A 14,869-nucleotide genomic window follows, 5' to 3' on the forward strand; every position below is an offset into this window, starting at 1 on the left:
AGAAAAATACAACAATGCAGCAGCTGCAATGCAAGCAATTTTGATTAAAGGGGCCAAAGATCGTTTTGACGCTTTAAAAAGCGAAACAAACAAAATTATCAACTCTCCTGTAAAAGATTTTGATTCTGTTACTTCTCATTTGCAAAATACTGAAACAGATTTAAGCGATAAAGTCGCTAAATCAAACGAATTAGCAAAAATTGAAGAATTTTATAACCAATTAAAAGCTGCTAATGACTTGGCTAACAAACAAAAAGAATTTGCCAATAAATATAACGAAATCGTTGACTTAGCATCAAATGATAAATATAGCGACATTAAGGATGCAATTAAAGAGTTGATGAAACCTTTAAAAGATGATGTTGAAAATTCAAACGATACTGATTTTATTGGTCAAAAAGCTGAGCAACTAACAACTGATAATTATGCGCAAAAAGTTGAAGAAGCTATTGCAAAACACAATGAAGTTGACAGTAAAATCAATGAACTAAACAATGCTAAGAATACTGAATACGCAAATTATCCAGAAGCAAAACAAATTTTACAAAATGCTGTTGATAAATACAATAACTCAACTCTAAACTCTGATGATATTGACCCACAAATAAGTGACAAAAATGTGTTAAATCCACAAAATTACACAAATATCATTAACGAATTAGACAAACAAAAGCTTGAAGCACAAAAAGTTAAACAAGCTAATGAAAACTACAATAATGAATTAGCTACTGTTTTAACTGATAGTGATTTTGTTGGTTATGATGGTGCTAAAGCAAAATATGAGGCACAAGTTCAAAAAGCCAAAGATGATTTAGCAGCTGCCATTAAAGAGGCAAATTTAGATCCTGCTAAATTAGTCAAAGCTTACAATAACGCCAAAGCCGCATTAGAATTAGCTAAAGAAAATGTAGCTAAAAATAAAGCAATTGATGATTTCAATAAAAAAGTTAAAGAATTAAATGAAGTTAAAGATACTTTAAGCGCAGCGCCTAATAGTGACGCTTACTCAAATTTAATTCACAATATTGACCAAAGCATTAATTCTGAAAAAGAAAATGTTGATTTTGATGATGGTTTTGCAGCCGCAAGTGAAGAACAAATTAAAGCAGCAACCACAAAACTAGATGAAGTTAAAGATAGCGTTTCAACAAAACAAAACGCTGTAGATAAAGCAATTAATTTATACAATGACCCTGGTAAAAGCGAAATTGATAAGTTAATTAAAAACGACATTGATAAAGAAAAAGTTGAAGCAGCTCGTGATGAGAAAAATGCTGTTAAGAAATACCTAGAAGACGAAATTAAAAAAGCCGACAAAATAATAAGTGATGTTAATGAAGAATCATATACAGCTTTAGATCAAGAAGATGCTTACGAAAAAGCATATAAAAAAGCTAAGGGCATTTTGGATAAAGCTCTATCAGAGGCGAGAAAACGTATTGCTAAAATCGATGAAGTTAAAGAAGCTCTAGAAAATTATGAACATAATAGTAAAAATATTATTCCGGGCTATATAGAAGATTGAACTGATCCTAAATATAATGATATTAAAGCAAATTTAAATAAAATTAAAGATGAAGAAGATGATAAATGATTGCCTATTTCAAAATTGGATTTAGAAACAGTAGATGTTAAAAGTGTAGAAACTTCAACTAAAAAAATTATTCAAGCATCTAATGATGCTAGATTAGCAAAAGCTAAAAAAGATTTCGATACTGAATTTAACAGCATTGCTGATATATTTAAAAAACCAGAAGGCGACACAGCTTCAGATAATAAATATGATGCTTTACGTAAGAAAATTATTGCTGAAATGCAGCCTACTAAAGATCAAGCAGATGTTGTTAATGTTGATGACGCCGAAACTTATGCAGATGCTGATCCTAAAGTTAATCAAGTTAATGAATTACAACAATCACTTGCTCAATTCAAACAAAAAGCGAATTTAGCTAAAGAAGCTTTTGATAATTTAGAAGCCGAAATTGCAAAAGCCAAAAAACTTAATAACGATTTATATACCCGAAATAATGATCAAAATTCATTGACCAATGCTCAAGCACACAATCTAATTAAAGATGCTATCGAAGATAATCTAACTTCAACAGTTGCTGCTGCTGATGTTTTAACTCCAACTGCTTATGAAAATAAAATTACTGCCTTAAAACAAGCAGTAGCAAAAGCTAACGAAATAAACGAAGCTAAAAAGGCTTACGAAACTAAATTAGGTAACAAAGCTACTATTGATGATTCGTTGCCTGAAACCAAAGTTTGATACGATAATGAAATTGCAAAAATCGGTCAAACTTTAGCAACTACTTTAAGTGGTTTATCTAACACTCGTGACGAAAATTATGTTGCAAACGTTAAAAAAGCTTACAGCGATGCTGAAAATGCTTTAACAGATTTAAAAACACAAATAGCTCTTAAATCTGCTCAAGAAAAACACCGTCAAGCGGTTGAAAAACTAGAAGAAAAACAAAAAGAATTAAATGTAGATACCAATCCTCAACTTAAAGGTTTAAACAAACAAATAAACGATTTAATTGATCAATCTAAACAAACAGTTAAAACCGATGCTCAGCCAAATCCATATGAAGGTGTTTCAATCGAAACACTAGATCGGCAAAGTGAAATTCTAAAAAACTTCACCGATTCGGTTGATGACAAAGTAAATGAAATTAATGATGCAAAAGACCTTTATGACAAAGCTGTTGAAAAATTAGACGAGTTAAAAGCTGATGCAAAATATAAAGATCAGCAAGCCGATTTAGACCAAGCGAAAACTGAAGCAGCTCAAACTATTACAGATGCGCAAGACAACGAAACAGTTGACGCACAAACATACAAAGACCAAGCTGATTTTGTAATTGATTCAGTAATTGACCAAGCTAACGATAGATTCACCAAATTAAGTGAAAAAGCTACTGAATTCATTAAAAATAATGATCTTCAAAATAATCAACGTTATGAAGAAATTAACCAAACCTTACGTGATAAAATTGCTGAATTACAACAAGATTTACCAAATAAAGTTCATAATGATAGTAAAGAAAAAATTACTGAATTAGGTGAAAAAATAACACAAGCCGAAACACAATATGATGAATTACAAAAAGCTATCGATCAAGCTGAAATGGCAAAAGCAAAAGCTGATTACGATGCTAAGAAAAGTGAACTTGACAATGAAGCAAATGGTTTAGACGAATATCCAGAAACTCAAAAATGAGCTCAAGCAGAAATTAAAAGAGTTAATGATGAATTAACTCAAAAAATTGCTCAATTAGATGCTGATCAAAATTCGCCTGATTACAAAAAAAATAAAATTCAAGCTTACAAAGACTATATTGCAAAATTAGATCAAGTTCACGATCAAATTCAAACCAAAAAGGCTGAAGAAACCGAAGAGGCAAAACAAGCTTATAATGATAAATTAGCTAAATTAGACGAAATTACCGAAAGTTCAGATCATCCAAGTAGAAAATACATTAAAGATAAACTGGAAAAAGATAAAACTTCTATTACTGGTTCAATTAATGATCAATCTACACCGAAAGCTTATAACGATGCAGCAAATTCTATTGATACCGATATTACTTACGCAAATGAGCAATTCCCAATTGCTGATAAAGACAAAGAAGCCGTTGAGGCTTATGACGTTCTTAAAGAACAAGTTAAAAAGTATTTAAAAAACGATATTCCTGTATCAAGTCCCGAATATAACAAAATTAGAACTACTTTAGAAGAAGTAGAAGAAGCACAAAGTAAAATTGGTTCTGCAACCAATGATCCTTATCCAAAAGCAACTGCTGCTAATGAAGCTAAAAAACAACTAGAAGTATCATTTAGCGAGGCGAAAAAACAAAAAGCATTAATTGATGCTGCTAAAGAAGAATATGATGAACAAATTGCTTTAATTGATCAATTGGTTACTAAACCTGAATACGCTGAAGCAAATCAAGTTGATCCATTAAATACTCAAAAAACAAGTTCGCAAACTGTAATTAGTCAAGAACAAAATAGTAATCAAATTGAACCGAGTGATTACAAAGGCGAAACTGCTAAATTAAAAGAAGTAATTCAAAATGCTGCAGTTGCTGTATACAATAAATTAGAAGAAAAAGTTACCGAATTACTAAATAATGATAATTTAGGCGACAAAGCTCAATATGCCACAATTAAGCAAGCTTTAGCACAAGCAAAAAATGATAATAATTCAAATGGAACTAATAATCAAAATCCATACGAAACAATTAACGATGCATACGATAATTTAGATCGAGCATACAAAAATGCATTAGATGAGTCTTTAAAAGCAGCTAAAAATCAATTTAACACTGATAAACAGAGTGCAGAGAGCGAAATAACAAGCACCGATCCTGCCTACCAAAGTGCTAGTGATGCCTACAAAAAAGAAGTTGATCGTATACAAGGTGTTTTAGATGGTGTTGATACTGATGACAATCCAGATAAAAATGCTAAACGTAAAGCGTACGAAAAAGCAATTAGTGAATTAGCTACTGCAAAAGAAAAATTTGCAAGTGATAAAGCAGCAATTGATGCTGCCAAAAAAGCTGAATACGATAACAAAGTTAATGAGATCAATAATTTTGCTAATACTTTAGATGATTATCCTGATGCTAAACAAGCGTTGTTAGATACTTTAAAAAATAGTGATAAAGCTGTTGGTAGAGATACTGATGCAAGACCAGATTCACAAGGTGTTACAAATTGATATCCTGAAGCTGATAAAGCTAAACAAACTGCTCCTAATTTCAATGCGCAATTACCAGAATTAGAAAAAGCATTAACTGAAGCTAAAAAATCAACAAGTGATGCTGCCAAAAAAACTTACGAAGCTGAAAAAGCTGAATTAGATGGTCTAGCTACAGATGTTGAAAATGAATCATATCCAGAAGCAAAAGCAACATTAAGAGATACTATAACTTCAATTGACGATCAATTGAAAGAAGATTTAGAAGCTGCTGGTGAAGATTTAGATAAACAACGTCAAGCGTACGAAAAAGCTACAAGAGCGTTAAAAACAGCAAATGACGACTTTGAAAAAGCAAAAAACGAAAAAGAAAAAGCTAAATACGAAACAGAAGTTGATAAATTAACTGAATTGAAAAATGCTTTAAGCAAATATCCTGAAATTCAAAAACAATTGCAAGATGCTTTAGACGCATCTAACCAAGTAGTTGGTAAAGATGGCTCATCATATGATCCAACAAAAGCTACAGCTGATAATTTCATTCAAGAAACACCAAAAATTACTGATGCTATAGATAAAGCCAAACAAGATGCTAAAGAATCCGCTAAAACTAATTACGATAACGATTTAGCCGCAGCTAAAACAGAATCGACAAATACAACCGATCCTAGTTATGATGGTCAAAAAGCTGATTTTAACCAAAAAATAGCAGAAATTGAAGAACAATTAAAAACCGATATATCAGCTGCTGGTGATGATAATGATAAAATACGTGAAGCTTACGAAAAAGCTTCAAAAGCGGTTAACACAGCTAAAGATAATTTTGTTAACTCAAAAAATAGTGAACAAGCTCAGAAAAATAAACAATATATTGAATTAGCTAAACAAGTACAAGAGTATTTAGAAGGAAGTGAACTTTCTACTGGTTACGACGACATTAAAAAAACATTGAATGATGTTAAGAAGGAAACTGATAAAACTAGTGGAGTCGGTAAACAACCAAGTTTAGAACAAGCAACAAAAGACTACAATGCTTTAAACACTGCGTTTGAAAACTTAAAAACCCAAGAGCAAGTCAGAAGAGGAAAAATCAAAGATAAAAATAATAAAGATTCACAATTCACCACGGCACTAACAAACTATAGTGATCGTAAATACGCTAATATCAAATCATATTTAGAAAGTGCGAAAACAAGTGCTAATACTGAGTTAAGCAGTGTGTTAGGCGATGATTCATCAACAACTGATGCAATTAACACAGCATATGACGCATATACTGGTCAAAATGGGTTACAAGGTGCGATTGAAAAAGCAGCCGCTGCTAAAGAATTTAAAGATAAATATGATGCAATTACTGCTCCTTTAGCTGAAGATAAATATTCTGCTATTAAAACAGCAATCGATAATATCGCAGAAGTAAAAGCGGGTCTAGATGGATTAGACGATATAGCAAACACTAATAAAGATATATTTGAAACTGGTACAAATAAATTAAATACTGAAAGTTCTAATATAAATAGTGTAAAAGATGCATTAGACAACTTAATTACAAAAATAAATAACTTGAAATCTCTTGCAACTCCTACAAAAACGAATACTGATATTACAGAATTTCATAATTTAGTAAACACTGACGATTATGCTAATAGTCTAAAAAATCAAGTTAGCAACGCTTTATCACTAGTACAATATAGTGCGCCAACAACTACTGCATCTTCACTTGCAACAACCAACAGTGAAGCTGTTGTAGAAGTAAATGGTTATAATTCTACTATAGATACTGCCACTAAACAATTCGATAATGAAAGTGATGCAGCCGTAAAACAAAAAGCCAAAGCTTTATTCAAAGCTGAATATGATAAAGTAGTTAATGCTTTAAGAAAAAATATTAATGATTTCAAAAATACAGGTAATAAAACTGCTCTTGAAATTGGTCAAAAAATCAAAGAGGAGTATAAAGCTGCTAAAGAAAAATTAGTATTATTAAATAGTGATGCTGCTAAATATTTAGCAAAAGCAAAAGCTGAGATTGCGGTGGAAAAATTACATTTAACGCAAAATAATCCAGAAACTGCTTATTTAAGTTTTTATAATCAAGGAACTGATACTAATACAGCTTGATTAAAAGATTACGAGTACGTAGATGGACAAACACCTGTTGGTTTAAATTCTAAATTGCAAGTTTTAAATAAAAATCTAAATAGTACGGCTAGTCAGTATGCGAATATTACAAGTGAGGTTACTGCGAAACTAAATCAAAAAATGACTTTAGTTGAAAATAAAATTAATTCATTAAATGCCAGTGATACAAAAACTAGATTGACTAAACAAATTAATTCAATTAAAACCAATAAATCTAAACAAAATTACAATGAGTTAGCAAAACTTTATAAAGAAGCATTAGATCAAAAAGCAAAAGAAACAAAATTGCAACAATTAAACGAAAAAATTAACCAAGTCAAAGATATTTTGCAAAATCCAAATGACCATAAAGACCATCTAAGAAACTCATTCAATGCTAATAGTTCAATATCTGAATTAGATGCGGCTTTAACAAAAGTTGACGATGTATTAGAACGAGAAAAAGCCGAAGCTAAAAAACGTGCTAAAGAAGAAATTGAAAAATTGCCTAATTTAAACAATACATACGGTAGACAAAGTAAATTGGATCAAATTGATGGGCCAAATACAACTACTGAAAAAGCTCTAGAATTAGAAAAAGAAGCTAAGGAAGCTAACAAAAAAATTCTGGAAGATTTGACAAAAGAAATTAACAAAATGCCAGCAAATGCTCGTGGTTACTTAAATGAAAAATTAAATGAAGCAAAAATAAGTTATGATGCTACTCCAAATGCAACTGATCATATGACAATCGGCGATAAATTATTAGAATTACAAACATTAGCATTAAATACAGTGAATAAATCTAATGAATTTAATACCGAAATTAATAAAGCGTTTGTTGGTCGAAGTGACAATACAATTAATGTAAGTAAATATCGTGATGTTTTACAAAAAAGTTTTCGCGATAGTGATAAAGCTAACAATATTGAAAAAATAGAGCTTTTGATCAAAAATTTACCAACGTTGAAAAATAATTACATTGACGTTGAAAACTATTTCAAAGATCATTTTTGAAATGATGATAACATTGATAGATTTACAAAAAATGTTTATAGGGAAAAGATAGAAAATATAACTAAAGATGAAGATAATCCAGAATCAAATTCATATATCAGTTTCGACCTAATTAATAATTATTTAAAAAATGATGCCGATTCTATATTAAATCAAATGAAATTTATTAGAGCTAATGCCATAGCACAAAAAAACATTGACGCACTTTCGCAAAATGATCAAAAAACTTCTTTACAAACCAGCTTGGACAATGTTCGAGATGTATCGCCAGAAAACATTAAGGTTATCGAGCGAATAAGCGAAAGTGCTATCGCATTAAAAACTAAACTGAACGCAATTGAAACTAAAGTTAAAGATCTAGATGCGAGAGCAACAAACATTAAAAATGATTTAACTAGTCAATGAAATCAAACTAGTCAATTAGGAAACAACAATGACGCAGATACGACAGCAACCGCTTATGGTTTAGATAAAAAAGTCGAGGCAATTAAAACCGAGTTAGACTTGACAACTGCTGAAATTGATAAAGTAAATGACGTAGGTTATAAAGCTACTTTAGGAACAGAATTAGGCAAAGTAGGTTCAACTTTAGCAAACACTGATAAAACAATCACTGACTTACAAGCAATTAAAACTAAAGCTAAAAATTGACAAAGTGCCTATAGCTTGGCCACAGCCGCTGTTAACGAATTAAGCGAAGGAAATGAAAAAACTAGATTAAATAATGAGTTAAATAGAAGTGGCAAATCATTAGACGATCTAAAAAGAATTTTGAAGGATGCAAAAATCGATAAAGTGCTTGAAAAAACATCGATAATTTCGCCTCTTAACCCTAAAAAAACAGAAATCGAATCTGAATTAAATCAACTTAAAAGGTCTGATAGTTTAGATGTTCCTTCGAAAGAACTAAAACTAATTGAAGATAAAATAGACGCTATATTTGAGGTTGTAGAATTCGCCCCAACGGAAACCCCGACCTACACCAAAGGCATGAGAAAAACATTTGAATGGAAAAAGAAAGATGTTGTAGGACATCTGAAACTTAATCAATACAAAGATGATTATATAAATAAATGAATATATTTAGTAGCTACAGATGATAAGGGCACAAAAATTGTTTCTCAGCCTATCCAATATGCAAGTGACCAATTGAAATTTACTTTTAGAAGAAGTAAACTAATTAAGGATGGCGTTTATCATTTAAGTAAGGTAGTGATTGCGGAAAATAATAATGAAAATGACGCAACAATAATAGCAGAAAATCAAAAAATAATTACAACACAATATGCAACGCAATCTGATTTTAAGGTTATAAATAACGGTGACATTAAAGCCGAAAATGTAAAGCTTTTATTCAGAAATTTACCTACAAATAGACCAAATAATAACAACAATCAAATTGCGCTTATCGAAGCAGCTAATAATAATGAAATTATTTTGTCAGGGTTTAAAACAGAAAATATTACTTTATTAGATAATAGTATTTCTCTAAGACTAAAAGGCTTGGCAGAGATGGACAAGGACTGGTCATATGTCCGTACAAAAGAAGCTATTAAACTAGCTGAGGCGGCGAACCCGTATAGTGAGATAGACTATTCAAAAATAAAACCTAAACCGTTAGAGCACAATTTAACAATTAATAATGTACATACAGAAATTGACCCCGATGGCAACATTCAATTCAAATTTAGTTCTGAAAATCTTAAAGCTCTTTATACGTACAATGTCGAATCTATTAGTTTCGATGGCTACTTTGATAATGAAGTAAATAATAAAAAAACTTATGTATGACAAAGAGCAAATAATGAGAATTCTAAAATTACATTTATCAACAACAATTACATAGCTAACACCAAGCCTGCCGATTCTTATTTGTTTAGTAACTATAATTCTGGAGTATTAAATAATGTAAGACCTAATTTGAATTACGGTAACGATAAATCTGCTTTCGCTACTTTTGGTAGTTCATGAGATTCGTATAATCCAGATGCATATGCCGATCGCTTAAATTTCTCTAACAATTGAACTTTAGAAACATTCGCACGTTTATTGGAATATCTAAATAATAGTGTCCCACAAACCGGAAAAATATATGAATCAACAACTGGACAAGGAAAACTAGATTTAAGAGAAAAATGAATTGATTTTATTGCGAACTCAATTGCGGATAAATGAGCAAAATCTAAATTAGAATCAAATTCCAATTGATATTTCAAATCTCCTACTGACACTTGATCAGGCTCACGTAAAACTGTTTCCGCTATACAATTAGGATACAAAAAAGGGGGCAAGGAATATAATGACTTATTCCAAAATAAAGTTGGAAATAAAGCTAAACTAGCACCAGTTTTAGGGGGAAGAAATTTAATTTTCGATCTTCAAACAATAAGAGGCTACTACACAGTTAGTATAGAATCCGCTAAACGAGGAATCGAAAGTGATCCTTCGAATTTAGAAAGAAAACGTTTACTTCTTGAAATGGAACGTGAGAGAAAACTTATAGATGATAGATTAAAAGATGCTCATGAATATATGGCAATTGGTGAGAAAGTCGATAAATATGTTATCTGATTAAAAGAATACAAAACCGATACTTATGGCGGTAATTATGATCTTGGATTGTACACTTCATTAATCTATAGAAGCATTTATCGCTCGTTAAAAAATATGATTAACATAGGTGATTTTCAATGAACTGATATTAATTATGAAGGTGAACATATAAGATAGCATTTATCATTATTGATATTATTAAATAAATTTAACTAAAACCGAAGTATAAACTAAGACAAAAAAATTGACCCGAATCGTAATGGTTCGGGTCAATTTTTTTGTCTTAATTTACTATTGTTAAAATTTATTTATCTAGAAATTGATAATGGTAAAAACTAAAATCTACTCATATGGAAAGATATTCATATTAATTCAACTATTAATACAGTTTATCTACCATCTTAATATATAATATACACGAGTAAATAATTACTCCTTGGCCTTTAGGCCCAGATGTCCATAAGGAGGATAAAATGAATAAATATGAAATCATGATGATTCTTGATCCTAAATCAAACGAAAAAGTTGGTTTTGATTTAGTTGAAAGCGTTTTTGGTAAAGAAAACATCATCAAAGCAGAAAAGCTAGAAAAAACACAACTAGCTTACCCAATTAAACGTTCTACACAAGCAATTTATCTTTTAATCCAATTGAACGGAGAAGCATCTTTAGTAGCCGAATTTGTACGTCGTACAAATATTTCTAAAGAAATTTGAAGACAACTTGTGATTAATTTAGATAGCGAAAAAGGTTTTGGCAAAGAAAGAAAAACTTGAGCTGGTAAAAAAGCTTATGTACCAAGCGAAAGACCAAGAAGAAAATTCGATGCAGATAGAAAACCTAGAACACCTAAAAAAGAAACTGAATAATAAAGGAGCGAAATGAATAAAGTATTATTAGTTGGTAGAATTGCAAATGACATAAAGTCATTCACAACTCAAAGCGGAATTAATTATGCTCGCACAAGTATTGCTGTTTCACGTCGCAGTGCAACAACAGAACCTATTACTGATTTTATTCCGGTAGTCGCATGAAGAGGTAATGCTGATTTTATGACTAAATATTTATCAAAAGGAGCGCTTGTCTCGGTTGATGGGTCAATCACAACCAGTTCTTACAAAAACGCTGCTGGAGAAAATGTTAGAGTCGTAGAAGTAACGATTGATTACATAACTTCTTTAGAGTCGCGTCAACAAAGAGAAAATAGAATCAATAATAATGGAAATGCAAATTATTCATTCAAAAATGCTAACGTAAATAGTTCAGTTTCAAAATTTAGTGGTTCAGATGAAAATGAAGACTTATTCTCATTCAGACCAAACAATGAAACTACAAACAATCTGTCAGATTCTAAACACAAAATGGGATTTGATGATCTAGACTAGACAAGGAGAATAAAATGGCTAGAATTAAAAATAAAAAACCTGCATTCAATAAACGTAGAAGAAGCCTTATCGCTGATTTAAATATTAATTACGTAGATTACAAAGACACAGATTTATTAAGTAAATTTGTTACAGCAACCGGACAAATTAAAGCACGTGCTTTAACCGGTTTATCTGCTAAAGACCAAAGAAAAGTTGCTATGGCAATTAAAAGAGCAAGATTTATGGCTCTAATGCCTTACTCAAAAGAACGTGTTCGTGTTGTTTCTAACCCAACACCACAAAACTAAAAACAAAATAAAATTAAAATAACATTTCGCAAGAAATGTTATTTTTTTGTCTTAGTTATTTAAATTATCTAACGCATTAGGGTTGTAAAAATCATCATAGCTTAAAACATGATCAACGCTAACGCCGTTTTCACTATTTGGAATTTGGTCTAAAGTATTGAAAGAGCCGATAACATTAGTTCAACCAATTGTTCCTGAAATATTAACATTAGTTCCGTCGGGCAAGATAGTAGGAAATATTGAATACATACCCCCACCTGAGTTGCGACCAATTAATTTAACATTGGGTGAATTTTTAGCAACTAAAGCCACAAAATTAGCGGCACTAAATGAGGCATTTGAGCTTAAGACATATCATTGATAATCACTTAAATAATCTTGCGAATTATATAAACCATCGTTGTTGATATCCACTACGAAATCAGATTCATCGACATTATTGGCTAATAAATCCCTTTTCAAAAGTTTAAGTTCTCGTTTAGCAAAAAAGGCAGCTACTTTTTGCATTGCGGTTGTTGAACCGCCGTTGTTAGTTGCTAAATCAAGCACTATTTTTTTTATGTTGTGATTGTGATCTTGATTTTTAATAGCGCGTAATGTTTCAAAAAGATATCAATATGAATCATTATTCGCGCGAGTTGCTACTGTATCATTGGTTCTAGCATCGTCAAAAATATCTAAAACAATATAAGCTGTATCCCCTTTGATGGAATAACCTCTGTTGTTTATTTGATTAGCGCGTCTAGCATTCGTTACCGCTTGGTGTGCTTGAGCATACTCAATACGCTTGGTTGAAAGTTGCTTACCATCACTATTAGTGAAATAATCATCATCAAAATAAGAACGGGTTAAAATCCATGAGTGACGATCATCTAAATATTGATATCAAAGTTTTTGGTAAGCATTTTTGTTAGCGAGCGGATCGGTACTTAATAATTCATCTTTAAGATCTGTTTTTATTGCCAACTCATCAAAATTATTTACATTATTTTCATGGTAGACTTTGTCGGCTAAACCATAGAAAATATCAAATAATAAACTCATAAAATTATAGTTATTTACTCTTTCGGCAGCAGAAGGTTTATGATTTAGATTTTCATTGTAGAAACGTTGCATCTGTCTGTTGCCGCTTGACACAAATTGTGTTTTTGCACCTATAAAACGTTTTCCGTTGTAATACAAGTTATAATAGTGACTTGACATAAATAACAAGTTAAATAAAGAAAGAGGCATAAAGATTTGACCATTATCAACGATAATATCCATTCCGTATTTATGGAAGGAAATCTTGCTTAATTGTTGCGAAGCAAAATTATGTCTAATTTTACGAGAATGCTTTAAATGGTGCGAAGTTGATGAACCTAAAAGAGCTGGCGTTAGATTTAAAGCATCAACAGAATCTAATTCGACCGAATCATCTAATTCATTAATATTTAATCGATTTTCATTTCTAATCAATAACGCAATTGTGTTATTGTTTTTCTCAATATTTTTGATTTCATTGTCGTCAAAAATAAACGAAAGTTGACGAATTATTTGTGAAAAATTAACATAGATATCTTTACTATTTTTGTGAGTGTATACATCTAGATTTGTTTCAAAATTAAATTGATAATCATTGAATTTTGCACTCGTTTCGTACGAAAGAACATCAATTGTTTTTTCATCTTTTGTTGTATCAGGGTTATTTTGGTTTACTTGATCATTATTGGGTTCACTTGGCACATTATTAGGTTGCTCTGGTTCATCATTAGGATTTTGATCATTATTTACACCTGAATTTGTTTCATCTGTTGAACTATTTTCATCATTAGGTTGTGGATGAGTTGTATCCTCATTTGTTTTTGAACTGCTATTTTCATCATTGGGTTTTGGATGAGTTGTATGCTCATTTGTTTTTGGGTTGGTGTTTTCCACATCTGTTGAGTTAATCTCATCATCGGGCTGAGCTTGAGTTGCTTCCTCGTTTGCTTTTTGGTTGCTATTTTGTTCATTTGCTGGTGCATTGTCATTATTTTGAGCACTTTCACTTACTGCTGAATTGTCATTTTCGCTTGTAGCAGTTTTGTTGGTACTTGTATCTGTATTGATTGTATTATTACCATCAGTTTTATCATTTGTATTAACTTTATGATTTGAGTCAATTGCATCATGATTGTTGCTATTTGGGACTTGCTTGGTGTTATCTGCTTTGTCTTTGCTATCTTTAACGCAGGCAACAACTCCGCCTAGTGTCGTAACGATTGTTGGTATAAGTATTAGGGTTTTAAATTTATGTTTCATAAATATATTTTAAAGATTAAACAAAAATAAAAAAATAAAATAAACAGAGTTTATCTTATTCATTCATCTGTGTCAACGTTGTATATGGCACTAGCTTTACCATTTGGTTGACCAAAATTATAGACATGTGTAATCTGCGGGAAAACATTGTTAGCTTGAGCGATATCAATAGGAGTTTGTCCTGAAATGTTGGCGCTAGTGACATACATTGGACCATTTTGCATCAAAAACTCATTTAATTTCGGTTGATTAGGCATTCTGAAACCTTGACCATTGACTATTAAACTAACACTACCTGGTCAATATTTTTGTGCTAAATTATCTGCTTTTGAATTCCACTCACTAAATGCTCTAGCTTGTTCAATTGAGCCTACTAATATCATTATTTTTTTATTCAAGGGACGCTGTTTTAATTCGTAGATTAATTCTAATGTCTTATTGTTTATGGGGCCGCCAATACCGCAAACTGTGTCGGTAGTAGCGATAAAAATATCTTTGTATTTATCCAT

Annotated in this window: 6 protein-coding genes; 4 read left to right on the plus strand and 2 right to left on the minus strand. The window is 31.1% G+C overall.

Annotated elements, in window-relative coordinates:
* Window positions 1–28 precede the first annotated feature (28 nt).
* From N1F73_RS02805 to rpsR, 4 genes are all read left to right on the plus strand, one after another.
* Entirely contained in the window at window positions 29–10,579 is a 10,551-nt protein-coding gene (locus tag N1F73_RS02805) for a hypothetical protein (protein WP_260360025.1), read from the plus strand.
* A 296-nt stretch (window positions 10,580–10,875) separates the two neighbouring features.
* Window positions 10,876–11,271, plus strand: coding sequence for a 30S ribosomal protein S6 (rpsF, locus tag N1F73_RS02810; protein ID WP_259290461.1), 396 nt, complete (start codon window positions 10,876–10,878; stop codon window positions 11,269–11,271).
* A gap of 12 nt (window positions 11,272–11,283) precedes the next feature.
* Entirely contained in the window at window positions 11,284–11,787 is a 504-nt protein-coding gene (locus tag N1F73_RS02815; RefSeq protein WP_260360026.1) for a single-stranded DNA-binding protein, read from the plus strand.
* 14 nt (window positions 11,788–11,801) lie between these two features.
* Entirely contained in the window at window positions 11,802–12,077 is a 276-nt protein-coding gene (rpsR, locus tag N1F73_RS02820) for a 30S ribosomal protein S18 (protein WP_259290459.1), read from the plus strand.
* A 51-nt stretch (window positions 12,078–12,128) separates the two neighbouring features.
* On the opposite strand, the gene N1F73_RS02825 is transcribed toward rpsR, so the two are convergent.
* Both N1F73_RS02825 and N1F73_RS02830 read right to left on the minus strand, forming a co-directional pair.
* The gene (locus N1F73_RS02825; protein WP_260360027.1) at window positions 12,129–14,360 is read right to left on the minus strand and encodes a S41 family peptidase; all 2,232 of its coding nucleotides are present in this window, start codon (window positions 14,358–14,360) and stop codon (window positions 12,129–12,131) included.
* A gap of 50 nt (window positions 14,361–14,410) precedes the next feature.
* A complete protein-coding gene (locus N1F73_RS02830; protein WP_260360028.1) occupies window positions 14,411–14,869 on the minus strand; it encodes an L-threonylcarbamoyladenylate synthase in 459 nt (152 codons plus the stop codon).

This window comes from Mycoplasma sp. HS2188 (assembly GCF_025209835.1).
Taxonomy (GTDB): Bacteria; Bacillota_I; Bacilli_A; order Mycoplasmatales; family Metamycoplasmataceae; genus Mycoplasmopsis.